The following is a 21,122-nucleotide window of genomic DNA, read 5'->3' as shown; positions in this document are numbered from 1 at the left end:
CACCTTAAACCATGAAATCGGAAATTTTGTTACCCTTAAAACACGGATTAATTGTATCCTGTCAAGCTCCTGTTGATTCCCCATTGCATAATCCAATTGTGATTTCAGCGATGGCGGAAGCAGCCGTTAATCGAGGTGCTGTAGGGGTGAGAATTGATACCCCAACTCATATTGAAGCGGTGCGTCAACAGGTTTCTCAACCGATTATTGGTTTATGGAAACAACAAATTTCAGGGTTTGAAGTGTATATTACGCCTCGATTTGAAGATGCTGTCGCCGTTGCTAAATCTGGTGCTGATATTATTGCCATTGATGCGACATTGCGAGAACGTCCCCAAGGAGAAACTGTTCGGAATTTAATTACTAAAATCCATCAAGAATTAGGGAAATTAGTGATGGCGGATGTGGATAGTTTAGAAGCCGCTAAAATTGCCGCAGACGCAGGTGCAGATTGTGTGGGAACAACATTATATGGTTATACCCAAACCACCCAACATCAGTCTCCCCCCAGCTTTGATTTATTAACTCAAATGGTGAATCAGTTATCAGTTCCGGTGATTTGTGAAGGGGGAATTTCTTCCCCAGAAATGGCGAAACAAGCCTTGGATTTAGGTGCTTATGCCGTTGTTGTTGGGGGGGCAATTACCGGAATTGATCTGTTAGTTCAAGCGTATCAAAAAGCGGTTTCTTTATCATAAAACAGGGAATAGGCAATAGGCAATCTTGCTATAGGGAAAGGGGAATAGAGCCAACAGTTTATGTTATTGGGTGAGAATGATCTAAAAATCGTTGATCTAATTTAGCTAATAATGCCCCCACTGTTTCAGCGATAATAGTGACTAATCGATAAAAAGTGATGACACTTAATAAAATTGGGGCGGAAAATTGGTGACTCAATAATGCTAAAGCCATTGCTTCAAAAACCCCTAATCCTCCTGGTGCGCCGGGAATTAATAACCCTAATAACCAAGAAAAACTATAAGCTCCCAATAACAACGAAATTTGATTAAAATGTACGGGCTGGAAAGCTAATAAAACAAACATAAACCCCGACCATCTTAATAAAATAAACCCCACTTCTCCCAATAAAGGTCTGAAGGGGTAATGATCTAATTGACAAGCGGGTTTTTCAGGAAGTTCAGAAAGTTTTTTTTTAAATTTTGACTTTTCTAAAAATCTAAGAATCGGGTTTAAAATAATAGGATGAATTCCAATACCCAGAACAATTAAAGCTAGAATTTGTAAGATCCAATAAGGACTACGATAGCTGACTAAAGCCACCCCTAATGCTGCCGTTGCCATCATTAAGGGTTCTAATAATACACTTAAAGCAGCAGCTTCTAGGGCAACACCAGAATCCTTCATTGCCACAATTCGCCCATAAAAATGCCAAATATTCCCCGGCAAATATTTAGCAATATTAGTAATTAAATACAGTTGTAATCCCCAACGAGGTCTAACAGGTTGCTTAAACTCTTTGACAATTCCTAACCACACCCAGGCTGACCAAGCATGGGCAAAAAGCGTCACCACAAGAGCTACGGCGAGATACATCCAACCTGTTGAGGTAATCTCAATTTCAGAAATTTCTTGCCAATGCTTTCTAAAATTTGCAGCCAAGAAAAATAAGGTTCCGCCTACAATTATCCATTTTAAATACGGTTTAACAAAACCGAGGATGATTTTTATCAGCTTGAGGAAACCTCCAGTGGTTTGAAGTTCTGCATCTGAGTTTGGCTGGTGAATTTTAAGTTTTGTGGGTTGCATTTTAGAGTCCTAATGAGTGAGTTGAAGCAGTAGGTTGATAACTAGAAATGACTCGTCCTACCCCTCGCAACTGTTGAAAATAATACTGAATACAGGCATCCCCTTCTGGTGATAAGACATCTATTTTAATTCCATTTCGACCGTGTTCACGCCCCGAACTGTGGATATATTGTCCTTCTGTGAGGTACAATCCAACGTGGGTGGCTTTTTGGGGCGTTCCAAAAAAGATTAAATCCCCAGAAAGAAGACTAGAAAAATCTAAAGGGTCTCGATGGAAGGTTATCGGTTGTGTAAAGGCTTCCTGTTGATACGCATCTCTCGGTATCCAAATTCCCGCCGAAGCAAATGCAGCTTGCATTAAACCCGAACAATCATAATTAGGGCTAACTGTCCCTCCCCACAGATAATAATTGGGGGTTTCCATTGCAGCTTGAGTAAACTCAATAACCTGGGGAATGGCCGCTTGAATTTCAGCATCGGAGAAAACCGGGGCGTGATAAGGTTGAGTCGCCATCTCTAAATGGTTTTGATCACCCGTGGGTAACCAAGCCGTATAATCGTCTTCGCAGAGTTGTACTAAAATACTCGTTGAACGATTAATCTGATTTTGGGGTTCAGGAAGCCAACGTAAATAACGTCCTTTTCTCGCTTGCGTCGCTAAAGTTTTGCACTCGCTCGAATCATAGAGATCTAAATTCTCTCTACAGATATACTCAATCGAATCTGATAAACATTCAACCATGATAGATGAGTCGATAGAAAAATAGACATCCACTGCCAACCGTTAACCATTAACCCTCAACCATCAACAACAATGACTTTTTTCCATTCCGATGAACAATTAGAAACCCTGGGCAAAGGCATTATAGATGCAACGCGCACACAATTTCCATCTGTAGCCGAAAATCAACTCGCCATGACCTGGTTAGTATATGACCCCCCCATTTCGGTCAATACCGGAGGCGCCTTAACCCCGGAAGAGTTTTGGAAATATCCTGTTCGTGGATTTCATTATCGGGGAATTGAACGAATTTATCCGGCTAGTATTGTGAAATTGTTTTATTTATTAGCTGTTTTTGAATGGAAAGAAAAGGGGATGTTACGGACAACCCCAGAATTAGAACGGGCGACGAGAGATATGATGATTGATTCAAGTAATGATGCCACCAGTTTAGTCGTTGATGTGTTAACGGGAACCACCAGTGGCCCCGAATTACCCATAGGGCCGTTCGAAACGTGGAAAAGTCAACGTAATTTGGTCAACCGTTATCTGAAAACCCTCAACTGGCCGGAATTTGAATCGATTAATGTTAATCAAAAAACGTGGTGTGATGGCGCCTATGGTCGGGAACGAATTTTTTTAGGAGAATTAATGGAAAATCGCAATATGTTAACCACGAATGCAACAGCAAGATTATTGCATAGTATTATTGGTGGTGTTGCGGTTTCTTCTATGGCTTCGGGTCAGATGATGAAATTAATCAAACGCAGTCTTGACCCCAAAGAGTTAGCAGAAAATCCAGAAAATCAAGTTACGGGTTTTTTGGGTGGTGGACTCCCGAAAACTGCAAAATTGTGGTCAAAAGCAGGTCATACTAGCCAAGTTCGTCATGATGCTGCTTATATTGAACTTCCTTCTGCTCGACCATCCGTATTAGTGGTATTTACAGAAGGAAAAGCTCAAAGTAAAAATCAAGAACTCTTACCGTTTATTTCCCAAAAGGTTGTAGAAGCAATGAAAACCCTTTAAAGCAACTCGAACGAAGATAGCTCTTTCTTAAAGTGGGTTTTTACTAAACTTTTAGAGACTAATGAACCATGTCACTTAAGGTTATAGACAGGCATGGTTTGCCAACAATGACGACAAAACCAATAAATATTTTGGTTTTGGATATTTTTATAAATCGTATACCCTGTCTTTCCTTGATAGGAAATTCCCAAATAATAGCATCTGGCTGAGAAAGTTTTGCTTGTTGTAAGCCGTCTAAAGTTGAACTAGCCACTTACACACTCCACCCCCCTAAATCAGTCAAGCAAGCCTGTAAAACTTCCCTTAAGTGTGGGTTTTTGTGAATTAATAAAATTGTTTTTGGGGTCATCACCCCCCTCTAAACCCTTCACTTACTCTGATGTAATAAATTCATCCCATCCTAAAATCTCTGCTACTTCTGTGATTAAGGTCTGAGGTTGAATGGGTTTAGAAATCACCCCATAAACACCCATCTGGGCAAATTTGGCTCGATCACTGGGTAACACTCTGGCGGTGAGTAAAATGACAGGAATTGAACCCGTGCTAGAATTCGACTGAATGCGTTCATATACAGTAATTCCATCCATTCCCGGCATCGATACATCCAGCAAAATGGCATCTGGTCGTTCAGTTTCAAGGATTTGTAAACATTGCTCACCCGATGCTGCTCCTAGGGTTTCCCATCCGGCTAGGTCTTCGAGGCACATCCGCACCAGTTCCCGTAGATGTTCTTCATCATCAACGACTAGAATTTGTTTACCTTTCATAAGCACTCACAGATAATCGGATGAGAGTTTGAGGCTCAAAACTTGACGGGAAAGGGGAGAGTGAAGAAAAATGTACTACCTTCGTTTAGTATACTCTCAGCCCAGATCCTTCCACCGTGCTGCTCAATAATACTGCGACAGATGGCTAATCCTAAACCTGTTCCTCCTTTTTCACGGGAGTCCGATCCATCAACTTGTTGAAAACGACCAAAAATTGCTTCTAGCTTATCGGTTGGAATACCCCGTCCGTGATCCCTGACTTTGAACAAAACACAATCAGCCTGGGGTTCTGCACTCAGGTGAATCGTGGAATGGGCAGGGGAAAATTTCATAGCATTACTGAGTAAATTTGTCAAGGTCTGAATAATAGCATCTGCCGCAACCCAGACTTCGGCATCGCTAAGGATAATCACTAAGGAGATTTGTTCTTGAGAAGCGATCGCCTGTATTCCATCGACCGCTTGCTGCATTAAATCCGTAGCGTTACAAACGGTTTTATCGAGAATCGCTCGTCCCGACTCCAACCGTTCTAAATCTAAAATATCATTAACCAAATTCACTAACCGCTTGGTATCTAATAACGCAATCTCAATCATGCGTCGGAACTTTTCAGGTTTTTGAGCATAAATTCCTGTATTTAAAAGTCCCAAGGACATTTGAATGGCGGTCAAAGGGGTGCGAAGTTCATGGCTAACAATTCCAATAAATTCATCCTTAATTTTTTCAATTTTTTGCCGTTCAGTAACATCTTCGCCAATACTAATCATTCCAATAATCTTTCCCTGTAAATCTTGCAGCACCGTATTATTCCAAGCAATCAATCGTGTTTCCCCGGATTTTGTCAAGATAGCATTGCGATAATAGGGATGATGATTTTGAGTTAAAATTTCTGAAAAAACTACTTGCATTGAGTCTTGAATCTCGTTAGGACAGAATTTTTCAAACCAGCTTTGACCCAAAACTTCTGTCTTGTCATAGCCAGTTAAACTCAATAAAAAAGGATTAACATAGTTAATATTGCCGTTGCAATCGAGTTCGACAACAATTAACTGCACATTATCCAACAGCGATCGCCAACGTCGTTCCGCTTCTCGTAATACCGCTTCGGTTTGTTTGCGTTCTTGGAGTTCCAGTTTAAGTTGTCGATACAGATCCGATTGCTGAATTGCGATCGACAATTGACTAGCGATTTCTTGTAATAATTCGATTTCCCAGGATTGCCATTGACGAGAGGTAGAATTTTGGTAAATTGCTAACAATCCCCAAACCGTTTCTCCTAAAAAAATCGGGAAAACCGCATAACTTTTAGCTTGAAATTGTTCTAATAATTCAATATGACACGGTTGAAGCCCAGCCGTGTAAATATCATTAACAATAAAGTTTTCTTTATTACGGAAACGACCGCCTTGAGTATCTTGGAGATAGGTATCTTCCCAAGATTTTTGAACCTGATCTCCCACCAATTTGAGCCAACCCGGAGCCACTGACTCGATAACAAAATCCCCACTCCAATCGGGATTAAATTGATAAATAGCAGCCCGATCCGTTTGTAAAGTTTGTCTAACTTGTGTTACCGCATTATTGAGAATGGCATGGAGATCTAACGATTGGCGAATGGCTTGAGTGATAGAAAACAGTAGCTCTTCCTTTCTCGATTTCTGGCGTAAGGCTTCTTCCGCGTGTTTGCGCTCGGTGATATCCTCAACCACAAAGGAAAATAGGGTTCTGTGAGTAGAACTGTTAACAATAGGGCAAACCGTAGCCGATAGCCATTTCTGAGTTGTTTCAGTGCGATGCAGATATTGAAATTTTACAGGAACACCCGTGCATTCTGCTTCCCGATAGTAATTAAGCCACATTTCTATATACTCTTGCTGGACACCGATCTCGCTGGCAAAGTGATTTTGCAGGGTATCAGATTCAATGCCAAAAAACTCGGTGGTGGCAAGATTACTCGAAAGATGAAAGATATCATGGGGGTAAATTTCAACGATACCCATCATCATTTGCCGAAACTTTTCTTCGCTATCGAGGAGGGCTTTTTCAATCCGTTTGCGATCGCTAATATCGGTAATCATACCCAATGCCCCCATAAACTGTCCCGCCTCATTGATAATTGGGTTAGTGCCGATAATGCACCACAACTCTGAACCATCTTTACAGCGAAACTTAAAGTCATGTTGCTCAGAAATTCCCTGACGGCGAGCTTCCAACTGAGCCGTAGCGAACGCTCGTTCCTCTTCATCCATAAAGACAAACAAAGATTGATCCATCATTTCTGCCACCGTATAGCCTAACATTTCAGCCATCCGAGGATTGACAAACGTGGTATAGCCTTCTGCATCAATGATCCAGACCCCTTCATTAGCCAGGTCAATAATCTGACGATACTTCTCCTCGCTGACCTTGAGAGCTTGTTCTAGTCGGTTTCGTTGAGTGATATCCTGTGCAAAGGAGAGAACCGAGACTAAATTTCCTGATTCATCCAAAAGAGCCGAGTTGTACCATTCACAATCAATCACCGTGCCATCTTTGCGATAATTGCGATTACGGCAAATGATGGGTTGACCTCTGAATAAGTCTTGCGCCTTGCGGTTAACCATTTCTTCATCTCTTTCAAAGATAAACTGCCATTCGTACATAGTTTTACCGAAGACTTCTTCCGCCGTCCAACCCAAAATCTTCTCAGCTTGTTTTGACCAATATTGTACCCTCATTTGAGAATCCCAAATGACCGTAGCCAAGGGTGTATTTTCGATATGAAAACTTAATTGTTGCAGGGTTTTCTCCAGTGATTCTTCAATTTGTTTGCGTTCACTAATATCTCGAACAATTCCATATCTAATAATACTGCCATCTGCTTGAAGATGTGCAACGGCACGGGCATGAACCCACTTTAACTGACCCGATGGGGTAATAATTCGCAACTCGTGTTCCAAGGGTTCTAGGGTTTGCAGAGAGTGAGTTAATAAGGCTTTATAGACCGGAATATCTTCTAAATAAAATTGTTCAAATATGAGAGAACTATTGTTGAGAATTGGCTCGGACTCCCATTCAAAAATAGCGCAAAAGGCAGGACTAACATAATCAAATCGAACGGAACCATCCGGGGCATAAATAATGGTATAAATCCCTCCAGGTACATTGGCAACCAGGTATTGAAATTGAGTTTCACTTTGTTCCAAAAGATGACTGGTTTGAGTCAGTTCTCCCGTTCTTTCTAATACCCGTTGTTCGAGTTCAATATTCGATTTTTTTAGGTCAAGTTGTGTCTGTTTACGCTCGTCAATATTTATGATCGTGCCCATCATCCGCACGGCTTGGCCTGTTTCGTTATAAAAGGTCTGTCCCCGTCCTTCTACCCAATGAATACTGCCATCGAGCCAAATAATTCGATACTCGTACTGATAAATCTGGTGTGTTTGGATCGCTTGTGCGACGGCTTGATTAAAACCGTTAACATCCTCTGGGTGCAAGCGAGCGAGGAAGGTTTCATATCGCTGATCATATGTACCTGCAACCCACCCCGATAACTGTTCGGCTTCCGGTGATGCTTTGAGTTCTCCAGTTAAGATATTCCAATCCCACATTCCCATCTGGGCTGCTGATAGGGCTATGCGTAATTGTTCTGCATTTTCCTGGGCTAATTGTTGACTTAATCGTTCAATCTTTTTTTTACTTTCTACAAGTCTGCTATTGAGGAGATTAATCATTAGGGCGACTACGAGGAAAACACCTAACCGCAAGAAATCCTGGGGTTGAGTCAGTACAAATTGATACTTGGGGGGGATAAAGGCATAATCAATGGCTACTGTAGATAGGATAACGGCTACAATTCCGGCTCGAAAGCTTCCATACCCGGTACTCAGAATAATGGCAATGTAGAAAAATGCTCCAACTGTGCGAACTAAAAGCGGTTCTAGCCAAAGAGAGAGAAGAAAGGCAATAGCGGTTAAACTCATAGCAACTGCATAAGGTAAAAATCGCTGATACAGTCTCATGGCGGCTTCCTCTCCCTGGCGGTATATATTAATTGTCGCTTATGGATGGCGGGAGTAGGTACGCTCAATGAGACCGATCACCCGCGTGACCCAATCGAGGATCACTCATTTGGATTGGGTTTGTTGAATTCTTGTCTTAAGGCAGTGACTTGTTCAGAAAACTGGGCGATTTCTGTTGAGGTTAGGGGGGAATCATGGATTAGTAAATGCTCAATCATCCGGGCTAGGTGGGAGCCATTGGGATATCCAAAGGTTGCTAATGATCCGGCTAATTTATGGGCTTCTAGTGTGGCAGATTGTTTTAACTCTGGATCTAATTTTCCCGTTAATAAAGCAATTTTTGCTCGTTCTAATACGGCTATTTGTTCGCTAATTACCCCTCTAAAACTGTCCAACAATTTTTTAATTTCAGCTTGAACTTTAATCCGAGATTGTTCTTTAGAGTCCCCCTTTTGGGATGAATTTTCTAGTGGAGAATCCGGCTTAAGTCGATATCCCATGCCATAAAAGGTTTCAATAATTTCTTCTGTTAAGCCCCCATTTTTAAGTTTCTTGCGTAAATCTTTAATATGAGTAATAATAGCCCGTTCTGTTGGGGCATCATCAAATCCCCAAAGGCGATCCAGAATGGCACTGCGGCTAAAAATTCGTTCAGGATTTCGCAGGAATAATTCTAGTAAATTATATTCTGTTGCTGTCAGAGGAATAACACTTTGATTAATGCTGACTCGACCCGAATCGGAGTCTAAACAAAGATTTCCCCAAGTTAATTGAGTTGATGGCTTCTGAGTCTGATTTCCGGGGGAAACTGCGGCAGAACGTCGTAATAATGTCCGCATCCTAGCTAACAAGACTTCTAGGGTGTAAGGTTTGCTAATGTAGTCGTCGGCTCCTGCATCCAAGCCTGCTACCACATCGGCATCTGAGTCTTTTGCCGTGAGAAGTAAAATGGGTTTATGGTAGTCTTGCGATCGCAATTGCCGACACAAACTAATCCCATCAACTTTAGGAACCTGCACGTCTAGTAAAATCAGGTCGTACTCAAAGGTCGTTGCTAAGTCTAGCCCTGTTTGCCCATCACCAGTGAGATCAAGAGCATAGTGATGTCCCCTTAACTCCTGTGCCAAGGTAGCACTTAGCAAGGTATCATCTTCTACTAATAGAATTTTGAGTCCCGGCTTACTCATAGCCATATTATTTTAATCAAACCCTACCTCTAAGGTAAACCCAACATACTCGGAAAATATCAAAAAATTAGTAGCTCGGTTGTAGTTAATTTTAGCCCCTAAATCGTCCATATTGGCTACAGGTCAGAACCTAATAGCAACAACACCTATCCCTCTTCTGTCAGTTTCCGAAAAACCTTGCATTTTTTGAATCCTAGAGCCTAGACAGAGCAAGTGATCGCGTTATTTTTTCTCAGTAGCAATTCCTGAGAGTGCGAAATTAGTCAAAATGCGATCGCCACATCCCAGACTGTTGACTATAACGTGGCTTTGGAAATTACTAATCATAGGAAAAACCGGAGAGTGACAGAAGAGGGATATCATAATTTTGTCAAAAAATTGTAATCTTTTAATGTTTCTGTTGTTCCTAGATGAGCAATGGGTAATCAGCAACAGGCCTTGTCAGGAACCTTGACCTTTTGGGACTCCATAGCCATAAACAATATGACCTTGACCTGCTAAGACAATGACCTGAAAATCTGGGTTATTTTTAACAAAATTTACTATCGCATCTGCCATGGTTTCATCCCATAAAATTTGAGCTTGATGATCTTTAACATTATTGTGAGTTTCCCCTAAATAAATTACCTTTGCTTGGGTTAATTCTTGAATCACAGAATCTCGATTCATTGAAGTCACAACAACTGGAGCATCTGATAAAGAAACTGCCAACCCTGATTGAGTAAAAGTTGGCAGACTACACAATAAATAAATTCCAAAAGAATAGGTTAAAACTGGTGTCAAGGAATAAATATTCATCTGCTATTTTTGACCCTAATTAAACAGTTAAGCATTTAACTGAATCACTCCACAGCCTAAACGTCCCCCTCCAGCACCGCCTTTGACTCCAGTTGTACCTTTATCTTCATCAACATGAACAATAATGGCACTACCATCTTCATCAAATAAACTTAATGGCCCTGGTGATAAACTCACCCGATTTGTGGTGTAAGTTAACACTGCTTTTCCATTCGCATCTGCCACTAAATTGGGTAAATCTCCCATGTGAAACGGATGGTTAGCATCAGGATTTGTTTCTCCAAAAGGCCCTGGATCAAAATGAGACACAAGGCCGCGTTAAAATCCGGTTCACAACTGCCTTTTTGATGAATATGAAACCCGTGTTTTGTATTAGCAGGTAAGCCATTAATTTCGGCTTGAACCCTCACTAACGGTAAAATACTATCGGTTTGAATTTGTGTTAAGGTTACTGTTCCTGATAACTGTGATTCTGAGGTTCCCTGCACAACAGCCTGAGCTTTTAAAGCATTATTCGCTTCCGAACTATTGGGTTGAGTACAACTGACTAGAAATACTAAGGTTAATAAACATCCCCAGAAAAGAGAATTGATCTTTTTTAGGATTGCCATTGGATTTTCTCATCAAGAATAATATTAGTTTATCACATTAAATCTGATTTTTACAAAGGATAGGGGGTAATCCCTATTTAACCCCCTATTAAGTCTTAGGTTTTTCTGTATTATTTACTAATCCGAATTTGTTCTCTGGAGTTAACGACCTCTGTAAAATAGTCTTGAATTAACTTGGGGTCAACAGTTATAATTCCCTGGGGGCCAAACCAACGATTAACAATTTCAACAGAACTCGCTTCTCCATCAAGATAACCTTGCATGAGTCGGATAATTGAATAGTTGACAATATCCAAGAATTTAGAGTTATTTTCAGGAACGATACAGGCAATTCCTTCTCGATTATAAGGTTGATTAACGGTGGTCATAAACGCATTCGGTTGGCTGACAGTTTGACGATATCCTTCTAAAGCAATCATATCGGATGCTAAGGCATCAATACTCCCTGAAGCAACGGCTTTAAATCCTTCTTCCAAGGTAGAAATTGAAACAAATGTTGCATTGGGTTGAACCAATTTAATCACCTGTTCTGCAATCGTTTTCGACAATACTCCAATGCGTTTACCTTGTAAAGATTCGGGCGAACCTAAACTACTTCCTGATTTTAATAAAAGGGTTGTACCACTTCTGGCTAAAGGCACAGAGAAATCAACAAATAAATCCCGATTCCAAGTAAAACCCACATTACAAGCTAAATCAATTTCTCTCTCCTCCATCTTCACCATTACATTTTCAGGGGTGATTGTGACAAAATCAATTTGAATTGAGCGTCCCAATTGTTCTTCAACTCGTGCTTTAATTAAATTCACTAAATCTACAGAATAACCGACTAATTGACCTTGATCATTCACATAAGATAAAGGAACAGCTTCCGTTAAAGTTCCAACGGTTAAAGTTCCCGTCCGTGCTGCCCGTTCTAAAACGGTTTCTGCATGGCTGGTTAAGGAAAAACCCAAAGTTAATCCTAAACTCATTAATACCGTCAACACTGTTTTTTTAATCATGGATACTCCTCGCAAATTGGGTTAAGGTGATGGAAAATAATTGTAAGATTATAGCAAACTCTTGCAATATGAGATATAATCCTGACAGAAAATAGATTGACCGGAAAATATACCACCCAGTAAAAATAACGACATGAAAATTCAAACAGCAACCGGATTTGTCGGTTTTATCTTATCTCTTTCAGCCTTAAATGTTGCTGTCGCAGAAGCTACAACTGCATCTCCATCTCCATCTTCTGAACAATCTGTGACCACCATTGAAAAACGGTTGTCTCGGTTATCGGCTACGGTGAAAGCTCAACAAGAACAACTCTCTGAATTGGCACAATTACCCCCAAATATCGGCATTGGCCTAGGTTGGGCTAATGGTAACGGTCGAGGCTGGGTAAATGGTCGTGGTGGTGGAGGTTGGGTAAATGGTCGCGGTGGTGGAGGTTGGGCTGATGGGGGGGGCGGTTTCTTTAATCGTCGTTAGAGTTTAGGGAATCAGGCTTAGAGCCTTAAGTCTTAGCCTGGTTACTGAATTGCGATTGTACTCGGTTTCATTTTATATTTTTGGTATGATTCCCGATTTTAATCTTGCTGATTTTGGGCCGATTAATTTAGTTGTTTTGCAAACAACATCCTTCTGTAATTTAGATTGTGATTATTGTTATTTACCTAATCGAGAACAAAAAAATCAATTATCTTTAGATTTAATTCATCCAATTTTTAAAACCATTCTAACGAGTCCATTTGTACAGCATGATTTTAGCGTCTGTTGGCACGCGGGAGAACCTCTGGCTGTTCCGATTTCTTTTTATGAGTCGGCTTTTGAATTAATTGAAGAAGCGAGTCAAAAATACAATTCAAAATCCTATAAAATCTGGCAATCTATTCAAACCAATGCCACCTTAATTAATCAAAAATGGTGTGATTTATTTAAAAAACATGATGTATTAGTTGGCGTGAGTCTTGATGGCCCTGATTTTATCCATGATGCTCATCGTAAAACCCGTAAAGGAACCGGAAGTCATGAAAGTACGATGCGGGGAATTTCACTATTACAAAAAAATGATATTCCGGTTTATATTATTGCGGTACTCACCGAACAATCATTAGATTATCCTGATGAAATCTTTAACTTTTTTATCGAAAATAACCTGACTGATGTGGGGTTTAATTTAGAAGAAACAGAAGGGGTTCATCAATCTTCTTCCCTAGCCAACCGAGAACTTAAAGACCGATATAAAGCCTTTATTAAGCGAATCTGGGATTTAACCACCGAAAACCAAGGACAATTTAAAATCCGAGAATTTGAAAACCTCTGTAACCTTATTTATAAGGATTGTCGTTTGGATAAAACCGATATGAATTCTCCCTTTGTCATTGTTAGTGTTGATTATCAAGGGAATTTTTCAACCTTTGACCCCGAATTATTATCTGTCAAAACTAAAGACTATGGAGATTTTATTTTAGGTCATGTATTAACCGATAGTTTGGAGTCGGTTTGTCATACAGAAAAATTCCATAAAATTTATCACGATATGAAAGCAGGCGTCGAACAATGTCAGCAAACCTGTCAATATTTCGGAGTTTGTGGGGGTGGCGCAGGAAGTAACAAATATTGGGAAAATGGAACCTTTATTTCTACAGAAACCCATGCTTGTCGTTATCGAACTCAAATTATTACAGATGTTATTTTAGAGGAATTAGAAAAAATCTATCATATAGCGTAGGGAACAGGGAACAGGGAACAGGGATAATACTTCTGGCTGTTTCATATCAGTTGTGAATTATTACAACCTATTTGCGATTGCTATAGCAAGTCTAAATAGATTGTAAAATCATAATCATGGCTGATACAAATAAACTCGCTGGCAGTGTTCTTAATCTTTTGGATAAAGCTTCCACACTCACTTACATCGGTTCTATCTACAGCATTCCTTCTCAGGATTACAATACGGTCTGGTCTGGATTTTCTGTGTTGACTTTTGATCCATTTAATTCTGTTAATCGGGTTAATAGTTCTTCACGGGATAAATGAGGCAATTGTATAATAAATTGTGTTAATTCCATAGTAGATAATGGTAATAACTGTTCGATGAAGAAGTATAATTGATCATCTAAACAACCATAATAGGAACAAAATAGGTTTTCTATTAAACTGCGTCTTTCTTTGCATCTAATTTCTTCTAACTGTTGTGTCACCAGATAAGAAACTTGCATCACTAAGTTTTGATTGATTTGGTGATCAAGGGTAGGTTGACCTCTATTTTGAGTCTGATTTCTATTCTCTTGTGTTTCATCATCCTGGGTTATAGGCTGTTGAATATCAGATTGGAAGACATTTGAATCACTGAAACCAGAACAAAATTTAGTGATATTTAAGTTAGCCCCTATCAAACTATAATCGTTTAAACTAGCTCCACTCAAATCAACTCTGTTATGATTTACAGTAGATTGATGTTTTTTAAAGTATCGTTTAATAACTGCTTTTAGATTTTCTTTTTTAACCTTTTCATCAAAAGCTTTTGATAATTTTTTCCAAAGTTTAGCTCCTACATCTTTAATATAATTAGTCTCATAGCCAGAGTCATTCGCAATTTCTCCATAAGAACGTCCAGCCCAACATTCTCGAAATACTAATTCTTGAACTTTATTGAGGTATTGATCGTCTAAAACAACTTCCACAATTGCCAGAGCTTCATCAACAGTCATATTTCAAAACGGTTATAAAATTTATTGGAATAAGTCAACAGAAGTATAGAGATTTCTTGTTTGTCTCCAGTTCAGATCGTTTGTCTTATTTAAAAGAGGTTCGCGCTATTATATCTGTGATATCCTCGACAGGTCAGGCTAGATTATATCTCTGATCAATAAAAATCTATCTTGGGAAATAGATTTTACCACAATTTTAAGCAAGATATTACTTTTTACTTACTTTTTACTTACTTTTTACGACAGTCAAAATGGATACAAACCGCTACACTCTAGGCAGAACAGTTAGCTAACTCTTCAAACCCTTCGCCTAAGTAATCATTATACAGGCGAAGCCATTCTGTTTTGACTTATTTTTCTTTGCACCAGACGTTTTATCGAACGGCTGTCCTTCAACTTAACACTCTCTTCTTTACCTTTCTATAACAATGCCAAACAACTTCAAACTGATTTTCACCTTCTCTGACTTCATTCTTGATCCAACTTGTTTATCAGGACATTTGATATTGATTTTATGAACCATTCAAGCACCCCCGCACTCCTAACCCAAGCATCACAGATTTTTCCAGTGAGCAGACAACTATTCAGATGATGAAGGTAATGCCAGATGACCAACAGCCCAGATCCCAATGGCCCTTGGAAGTGTTCAGGAAATCCGCCAGGGTCGCACCCAGAAGTCGAAAATTATGGGGACAAGTGCCTTTTGTGTCCTAACACCCGTTTAGGGAAGCCAAAACCAAACGGCGGCTCTCCAGGTAAAGATAAAAGCAAATTAGTTACTCTTGTTTCTATTTTAGTTGTAGCTGCTATTCTGGGTGTCACCTGGCTACTGCTTAAACCCCGCCAGGAGGTAGAAATAGCTGGCCCCGAACCGATACCCACACCAACAACAACATATAATCCTCCACCACCGCCACCATCCCCAACTGTCGAACGTTATAGCAGTGGGGAACGGGTTCTGTTGATTGGAAAATCCAATACTGATCGGGATCGGGGGATAGAAGCGTTTAAAGCAGGGAATTATAGCCAAGCGGCTCAAGAGTTTGAAAAGGCAGTATTGGGCGATCGTACCAATCCCGAACTGCAAATTTACCTCAACAATGCAAAAGCTCGTCAAGCAGGCACTCCGTTTGTTTTAGCTGTTGTTGTTCCCATTGACTCCAATGTGACCTCCGCCGAAGAAATCTTGCGGGGGGTAGCCGATGCTCAAACTCAGTTTAACGATGCCAAAGGCTTAAACAACCAATTATTAGAAATTGCCATTGCTAACGATGGTAATGATCCCGCTATTGCCACAGAAGTTGCCCAAAAACTTGCCAATGATCCCAATATTTTAGCGGTGATTGGACACAACAGTAGTGATGCCAGTAAAGCGGCTTTAGTGGAATACGAGAAAGCCGGAATCGCAATGGTATCCCCCACCAGTACCAGCACGGAATTATCAGGAAATAGCTTTTTTAGAACCCTGCCTTCTGATGCAGTTTCTGGGGCTAAGTTAGCTGACTATGCCTGGAATACCTTGCTTTTGGATAAAGTCGTAATTTTCCATAACCCTAACAGTAGCTATAGCAAGAGTTTAGAACAAGCTTTTGCTACCCAGTTTCAACAGTTAGGGGGACAAGTTGTCAAAACCATTAATATTGCTGATCCAAACTTTAACGCTGAACAGGAAATTAAAGCAATTCAAAATCAGGCTCAAGCTGTTATTTTGTTTCCCAATACCAAAACTACATCAACAGCCATTGGTGTTGCAGTTGCCAATAGCAACCAACCTGCTACCCAACGCCTCAAGCTCTTAGGAGGAGATGCTCTCTATACTCCTGCAACTCTAACGTCCGGTAGTAATGCGGTTGAGGGGTTAATTTTAGCGGTTCCCTGGGTTGCTGAAACTGAGTACGCCAAAAGAGCCGAGCGACGCTGGTTAGGAGGGGTAAATTGGCGAACAGCCATGAGTTTTGATGCCACCCAAGCGTTAATTAAAACTCTATCGAGTAGTGCTTCTCGGACAACAGTATTGCAAAACCTGAAAAATACAAATTTGTCTGCTTCAGAAACCGCAGGAGAGGCACTGATCTTTGAGCCCACAGGTGATCGCCAAGCCTACCCCATTTTAGTTCAAGCCGTGCGAAGTTCTGGGGGGCCAAGTGGTTCACCCTTTGCCTTTAAACCCATTAAATAAGAGGAGAGCAAATGCCACTTTATCCCAATCAACCTTTTTGGCGCTATGGGATTTTTCAGATCTTTGCAATTTTAACCGCAGTCTTCCTCGTATTAGCATTACTGACTTCTCAACTGGTTTTATTTCAAGAATTAGTCACAGTTCAAATTGCCCTAGATCTTAGCAGTAGTACATACGAAAAGACTCAAGTTTTTAGAGGCCCAGGAACCATTATGCAGCAGGAAATTGAGGCAGTTAAAGCCTATGTTGCCAAAAATGCCAACCTAGCGGAACCCAACCTGATATCGGTTTCAGGATTTGCAAATAGAGTCATTCCTATTACCCCCCAATTTACCCATAATCCCCAAGACATTTCTCGATCCATTGATCAAGTCGTCCAACCTGTCTTGGCTTCGCAAATTGGAGGTCAAACTAATATTAATTTAGCAGTTGAAAATGGGTTGTCTCAACTCAAAACTAAGTCGGGAAGATGCTCGCAATTATTAGTAATTACGGATGGAGAGTTTGATCTTGCTGAACCAACCGTTAATCAAGGTCGAAACAACGGGGTAAAATTCAATTTTTTAATTGTGGGTCAACCCGTTACTCCTCAAATTTCAAACTGGGCAAAGAAAACAGGAGGAATTGCTTTAAATGCGACTCCAGAAAATATCTCTCAACTCCTGACGAATAAAGTATTTAATCGATTTAATCAAAGTCCTTTTACCCCTTGGTTTTTAGGCTTAGGATTTATATCATTTATGTGGATGTTATTACTTCCTTTAGATCGATTCCTCTTAAAAGTCTTAAGAATTCGTCCTGATGTTTCAGGAGTTATTGCGCTTTACAATGCCTTATCTTGGACTGTATTAACACCCCTATTTCTTGTCTTTGCAGTTGGAAATCCATTAGTCGGGTGTTAATTGATAAAAATAGCCACTAAAAAATTATAATTATTAGGAGAAAAATCATGGTTCAACAACAAGACATCAAAAGCTTTGCTCGTACTTTAGTCATTGGGGTTGGGGGCACAGGATTAGAAGTGATTACTCGGATTCGGCGGTTAATTGTTGAATCCTACGGCGGTTTAGCCAACTTTCCGGTTATATCCTTTTTGCATATTGATACGGAAGAAAACTATCAAATTAAAGACAAAAATATGGCAGGGCCAGCTTTAGAAACGGCTGAAAAGTTTTGGTCAAAAGTTAAGTATGAAGATGCCGAGGATATCGTTAAGAATAAAAGCAACTATTCTTGGTATCATGAATGGCTACCCCCAGAATTAACACCCGAACAATTAACCTGTCAAGAGGGCGCAGGTCAAATTCGGGCTTGTGGTCGTTTTTCCTTTTTTCATAACCGCGATGATATTAAGCAGAAATGTCAAGAAGCAAAAAACAGAATAACTAACAACGCTCAAGTAACAATTGGGAATGAAATTTTTCCTATTAAACCCAAACTTAATATTTTTGTTGTTGCGTCTATTTCAGGGGGAACTGGAAGTGGAATGCTGATTGATTTCGGTTACTCCTTAAGAGATTGGTTTCAAGGAGAAAATCATTTAGAACTGACCGCAATTGTTCCTTCTCCTGATGCTTTTACAGGGGTTGGTGCTGGACTGAGACTCAAAGAAAATGGTTATGCAGCGTTAATGGAATTAAATTATTTTTATGATGCCAACACACAGTATAGCGTTAAATTTGGGCCTTATGAAAGTGATCGAGTCACACAACAACGTCCGCCCTATGACTTTATGTATGTTGTTGGAACACAAAATCAGTTAGTAACTATAGAAATTAAGCAAATTCGGGAAATGATTGCTCAAAATATTTTCCTCGATTTAGTTTCAGACTTTTCTGCCTATAAGCGCACGGTTCGAGATAATATTAAAAGTCAAATTAGCCAGGTCACTGATCAACCGATCAATGAAGAATCTGAACCCGTAGGGCGGAGTTACCCCCGCAATTTTTATAGTTTTGGAATCTCTAGCATTGAAATTCCCATTCATCAAATTCGTAAGTATTTATCTTCCCGTTTAACTTCTGAACTGTATCAGTGGTGGTTAAAAGCTCAAGTTAAACTTCCCAGTGATATGACCGTTGAAGTTGAGCAAGAACTCAGAGAATTAAAACTCCTGACAGAACAAATTCGGGGTGAAGTTTTAATTAGTGCTGATGGCTCTCGCTTTGAACAAAAAGTTCAACAATGGATTAAGTCTTTAGAAAAAGAAATTATCGACGATCATCTTCTTCAGTGTACCGCACAATTGCCCAACATTCCCCCCTTTGCTGAGGAGAAAGGGAAAATTTTAGAATTTAACCCTTATCTGAATGATAAAGTTGAGGAATTCCGGTTGGACAATTGCCGAGATGATCAACGAAAGCGCGGACAGTATATTGAACGGATGTATAACAATAAAGAACAATTGATCATTCTAGCAATGAATGATTTAGAACAAAAAGTGTATTTGTATCTTTTAGATAGCAGTCGTGGTTCTCTGTTTTTACAAGCGTTTTTGAAAGAAACTGAAGAAAATTTTAATCGCCAGATTGAGAAATTAGAACGGGAAGCCAGCAAGACTTGGGAAGTTGTAGAAAAAGCCAACTTAGAAAAATACACTAAAGCCATTTCAAGCATTCAGGAGTTTTGTACTCGTTGGTCAGCGACAAAAGAAAGTGATATGAAGCGATATTGTGATGATGCTTTACAAGCATTAGAGACTTATCTGCAAGCTGAATTACAACGTCAATCTCGACAGATTACGGCTGAAATTTTACGGAATTTAGTGCAAACTGTTCAAAATTTAAAAATCAGATTAGATCGTTGGATTGGACAAATTCAAGCTTCATCAGCGAAGTATAAAAAATTAGCCAAAGAAGAAGAAAATCAAGTCGAGAGCCTAGAATTTGTTGGCTTAAAGTTATTTCAAAGATTAGAACTCCAAGAACTATATAGTGATTTTTGCACAGTCCGAAATGGGCAAGAAGTTCTATTTCAACAATTAACTCAGCAAATTGTTCAACAAACCCAGCAAGAGAAGTTTTGGACACAATCTCATGGAAACCAAAGCTTTCAATTATTTGATGTCGAGAAAATTGATAACATTCAGTATCCTCAATTTGAGCAACTGGTTGATCAAATTTCCCAACAAGTAATTAAAGATGCTCCTGCTAACAGCAAGTTAGCTCAAGATTTAGATGCTTGTAATCGCTTTATGAAACTCTACCCAGATCCCAGTAATCAACAACGTGAAATTGGGTTATTATTCAACCGTTCTAAACCTTTAGTTCGTTTAGAACCCAATATTCCTAAAGGTCGATTTCAATATATTGAACTTCATCTAGCAGGAGTTTTTGGTGGCGAGAATACCAGTGAACCTGCTGCTCAAAAACAGGTAGAACTCCTGAAAAAATTCTTTACTCAAAAAGAGGCGATCGCTCCTTTATCTAACCGAGAACGTCATAAACTTTTAGCAGTTCATGAAGTCGGTGGATTTTCCCTACGTTGTTTAGCAGGAACAAAAATTCTCCGTAAAGAATATCAAAAATGGCGAGGAGAACGGATTCGGACAGAACGAGCTATTCTTAAAGGACAAAAACAAGAAAAAGATTTACCTATCCCAGTTCATCTGCAAAAAGATATGGTTTTTTGGGATCTGGTTCCGCCTGATTCTACTTTGGAAAAGTTAGTTTTAGTCAGTCGAGTTTTTGCTTTACTGCGAGAAGAAATTAACCAAAAAACTCAAAAATCAGTTATCCGTTATCGCAAAAAAACTGAGCTTGGAGAGGATGTGATTACTTTATCTTCGAGTTGGGAAGATGCTATTCAAGTCTTGGAACTACCAGATTGTCGGGAGGATAGAACTGAGATTGAACATCAGTTAGAGGAATTATTAGAAAAGGCTGAAACCGAACCGCAAAAACAGCAATTGAGAAAACAGATGGAGGATTTCTTAAAAGAACGTCTGCAAACGGTTTATCGTAAAATTGGTGCAGACGATCCGCTATATTTACGAGAACGAACTATCATTCAAGAATTCATCACTGAACATAAATTAGGAACTAATATTAACCCAACTCCTCCTAAACCAACTGCGACAACAGATCATAAATTGGGGTTTAGTGTATCTGATCAGCCTCAACCTCCTTCTAACCGTGCAGTAGAAGTTGAATATGAGCAATATTTAACTCAATTATCCGGTATTGGAATGCCAGAAGAAGCTTTGCAAATTTCAGCTAAAAATAAAGCCAATCAGCTTAATTTGAGTCAGGAAGTGAGCGATCGCATTTTAAAACGATTTCTCAATTCTTAATAAATGGATCTTCAGGGCGGGTCTATCCCGTCCTTGACTTATTGTTAATGAAAAAGTGAGGCGATAG

The 21,122-nt window shown here is 39.7% G+C and carries 17 protein-coding genes and 1 pseudogene; 7 read left to right on the top strand and 11 right to left on the bottom strand.

The annotated features are described in order from the left end of the window. Window positions 1–11: 11 nt before the first annotated feature. Window positions 12–698: an N-acetylmannosamine-6-phosphate 2-epimerase gene (locus tag NMK36_RS09005; RefSeq protein WP_186440436.1), complete on the top strand. Its 687-nt coding sequence runs from the start codon at window positions 12–14 to the stop codon at window positions 696–698. 58 nt (window positions 699–756) lie between these two features. On the opposite strand, the gene NMK36_RS09000 is transcribed toward NMK36_RS09005, so the two are convergent. After that, window positions 757–1,767 (bottom strand): lysylphosphatidylglycerol synthase transmembrane domain-containing protein, encoded by a 1,011-nt coding sequence (locus tag NMK36_RS09000; protein WP_083580131.1) that lies wholly within the window; start codon window positions 1,765–1,767, stop codon window positions 757–759. 1 nt (window position 1,768) lies between these two features. Beyond that, window positions 1,769–2,509, bottom strand: coding sequence for a C40 family peptidase (locus tag NMK36_RS08995; RefSeq protein ID WP_072721086.1), 741 nt, complete (start codon window positions 2,507–2,509; stop codon window positions 1,769–1,771). A gap of 72 nt (window positions 2,510–2,581) precedes the next feature. Between NMK36_RS08995 and NMK36_RS08990 the strand changes: the two genes are divergently transcribed. Continuing rightward, window positions 2,582–3,517 carry a serine hydrolase gene (locus NMK36_RS08990; protein ID WP_072721085.1) on the top strand — a complete coding sequence of 312 codons (936 nt, stop codon included), beginning with the start codon at window positions 2,582–2,584 and terminating at the stop codon, window positions 3,515–3,517. Window positions 3,518–3,575: 58 nt separating this feature from the next. Here the strand turns inward: NMK36_RS08990 and NMK36_RS08985 are convergent, their stop codons facing one another. From NMK36_RS08985 to grrP, 8 genes and pseudogenes are all read right to left on the bottom strand, one after another. After that, window positions 3,576–3,770 carry a hypothetical protein gene (locus tag NMK36_RS08985; protein WP_072721083.1) on the bottom strand — a complete coding sequence of 65 codons (195 nt, stop codon included), beginning with the start codon at window positions 3,768–3,770 and terminating at the stop codon, window positions 3,576–3,578. Between the two features lie 118 nt (window positions 3,771–3,888). Further along, on the bottom strand, window positions 3,889–4,284 hold the full coding sequence (locus tag NMK36_RS08980) for a response regulator (protein WP_072721081.1): 396 nt from the start codon (window positions 4,282–4,284) through the stop codon (window positions 3,889–3,891). A gap of 35 nt (window positions 4,285–4,319) precedes the next feature. Then, entirely contained in the window at window positions 4,320–8,285 is a 3,966-nt protein-coding gene (locus NMK36_RS08975) for a PAS domain S-box protein (protein ID WP_254173571.1), read from the bottom strand. A 101-nt stretch (window positions 8,286–8,386) separates the two neighbouring features. Then, window positions 8,387–9,478 (bottom strand): response regulator, encoded by a 1,092-nt coding sequence (locus tag NMK36_RS08970; protein WP_254173570.1) that lies wholly within the window; start codon window positions 9,476–9,478, stop codon window positions 8,387–8,389. Window positions 9,479–9,931: 453 nt separating this feature from the next. Further along, window positions 9,932–10,057: pseudogene (locus NMK36_RS29095) on the bottom strand (ChaN family lipoprotein); the annotation flags it as partial. Between the two features lie 240 nt (window positions 10,058–10,297). Continuing rightward, entirely contained in the window at window positions 10,298–10,579 is a 282-nt protein-coding gene (locus NMK36_RS08960; protein ID WP_254173569.1) for a superoxide dismutase family protein, read from the bottom strand. After that, the gene (locus tag NMK36_RS28965) at window positions 10,495–10,881 is read right to left on the bottom strand and encodes a superoxide dismutase family protein (RefSeq protein ID WP_083580130.1); all 387 of its coding nucleotides are present in this window, start codon (window positions 10,879–10,881) and stop codon (window positions 10,495–10,497) included. Before NMK36_RS28965 ends, NMK36_RS08960 begins: the two co-directional genes overlap by 85 nt. Window positions 10,882–10,991: 110 nt before the next feature. Next, on the bottom strand, window positions 10,992–11,885 hold the full coding sequence (gene grrP / locus NMK36_RS08955) for an extracellular substrate binding-like orphan protein GrrP (RefSeq protein ID WP_254173568.1): 894 nt from the start codon (window positions 11,883–11,885) through the stop codon (window positions 10,992–10,994). Between the two features lie 133 nt (window positions 11,886–12,018). On the opposite strand from grrP, the gene grrA reads away from it, so the two are divergent. Both grrA and grrM read left to right on the top strand, forming a co-directional pair. Continuing rightward, the gene (grrA, locus tag NMK36_RS08950; RefSeq protein ID WP_254173567.1) at window positions 12,019–12,360 is read left to right on the top strand and encodes a GrrA/OscA1 family cyclophane-containing rSAM-modified RiPP; all 342 of its coding nucleotides are present in this window, start codon (window positions 12,019–12,021) and stop codon (window positions 12,358–12,360) included. A gap of 85 nt (window positions 12,361–12,445) precedes the next feature. Further along, a complete protein-coding gene (gene grrM, locus NMK36_RS08945; protein WP_254173566.1) occupies window positions 12,446–13,603 on the top strand; it encodes a cyclophane-forming radical SAM/SPASM peptide maturase GrrM/OscB in 1,158 nt (385 codons plus the stop codon). A 217-nt stretch (window positions 13,604–13,820) separates the two neighbouring features. Here grrM and NMK36_RS08940 read toward each other — a convergent pair whose 3' ends face one another. Beyond that, window positions 13,821–14,585, bottom strand: coding sequence for a hypothetical protein (locus tag NMK36_RS08940; protein ID WP_254173565.1), 765 nt, complete (start codon window positions 14,583–14,585; stop codon window positions 13,821–13,823). Window positions 14,586–15,192: 607 nt separating this feature from the next. On the opposite strand from NMK36_RS08940, the gene NMK36_RS08935 reads away from it, so the two are divergent. Genes NMK36_RS08935 through NMK36_RS08925 form a run of 3 tightly spaced genes read left to right on the top strand, consistent with a single transcriptional unit; the run spans window position 15,193 to window position 21,055 of the window. Further along, entirely contained in the window at window positions 15,193–16,764 is a 1,572-nt protein-coding gene (locus NMK36_RS08935) for an ABC transporter substrate-binding protein (protein WP_254173564.1), read from the top strand. Window positions 16,765–16,775: 11 nt separating this feature from the next. Next, window positions 16,776–17,666 (top strand): vWA domain-containing protein, encoded by an 891-nt coding sequence (locus tag NMK36_RS08930; RefSeq protein WP_254173563.1) that lies wholly within the window; start codon window positions 16,776–16,778, stop codon window positions 17,664–17,666. Between the two features lie 47 nt (window positions 17,667–17,713). Further along, window positions 17,714–21,055: a tubulin-like doman-containing protein gene (locus NMK36_RS08925; RefSeq protein ID WP_254173562.1), complete on the top strand. Its 3,342-nt coding sequence runs from the start codon at window positions 17,714–17,716 to the stop codon at window positions 21,053–21,055. Window positions 21,056–21,122: the final 67 nt, after the last annotated feature.

Origin of the sequence: Planktothrix pseudagardhii (assembly GCF_904830925.1) — a bacterium.
In the GTDB taxonomy this organism is placed as follows: Bacteria; Cyanobacteriota; Cyanobacteriia; order Cyanobacteriales; family Microcoleaceae; genus Planktothrix; species Planktothrix tepida.
The sequence above is the reverse complement of the archived record's forward strand: the minus strand, read 5'-3'. Positions and strand labels throughout refer to the sequence as shown.

Coding starts and splice junctions, on each gene's coding strand:
- NMK36_RS08940 (WP_254173565.1), bottom strand. CDS start 14,585: ATGACTGTTGATGAAGCTCTGGCAATTGTGGAAGTTGTTTTAGACGAT.
- NMK36_RS08935 (WP_254173564.1), top strand. CDS start 15,193: ATGACCAACAGCCCAGATCCCAATGGCCCTTGGAAGTGTTCAGGAAAT.
- NMK36_RS08970 (WP_254173570.1), bottom strand. CDS start 9,478: ATGGCTATGAGTAAGCCGGGACTCAAAATTCTATTAGTAGAAGATGAT.
- NMK36_RS08975 (WP_254173571.1), bottom strand. CDS start 8,285: ATGAGACTGTATCAGCGATTTTTACCTTATGCAGTTGCTATGAGTTTA.
- NMK36_RS09000 (WP_083580131.1), bottom strand. CDS start 1,767: ATGCAACCCACAAAACTTAAAATTCACCAGCCAAACTCAGATGCAGAA.
- grrA (WP_254173567.1), top strand. CDS start 12,019: ATGAAAATTCAAACAGCAACCGGATTTGTCGGTTTTATCTTATCTCTT.
- grrM (WP_254173566.1), top strand. CDS start 12,446: ATGATTCCCGATTTTAATCTTGCTGATTTTGGGCCGATTAATTTAGTT.
- NMK36_RS28965 (WP_083580130.1), bottom strand. CDS start 10,881: ATGGCAATCCTAAAAAAGATCAATTCTCTTTTCTGGGGATGTTTATTA.
- grrP (WP_254173568.1), bottom strand. CDS start 11,885: ATGATTAAAAAAACAGTGTTGACGGTATTAATGAGTTTAGGATTAACT.
- NMK36_RS08925 (WP_254173562.1), top strand. CDS start 17,714: ATGGTTCAACAACAAGACATCAAAAGCTTTGCTCGTACTTTAGTCATT.
- NMK36_RS08980 (WP_072721081.1), bottom strand. CDS start 4,284: ATGAAAGGTAAACAAATTCTAGTCGTTGATGATGAAGAACATCTACGG.
- NMK36_RS08995 (WP_072721086.1), bottom strand. CDS start 2,509: ATGGTTGAATGTTTATCAGATTCGATTGAGTATATCTGTAGAGAGAAT.
- NMK36_RS08930 (WP_254173563.1), top strand. CDS start 16,776: ATGCCACTTTATCCCAATCAACCTTTTTGGCGCTATGGGATTTTTCAG.
- NMK36_RS08990 (WP_072721085.1), top strand. CDS start 2,582: ATGACTTTTTTCCATTCCGATGAACAATTAGAAACCCTGGGCAAAGGC.
- NMK36_RS09005 (WP_186440436.1), top strand. CDS start 12: ATGAAATCGGAAATTTTGTTACCCTTAAAACACGGATTAATTGTATCC.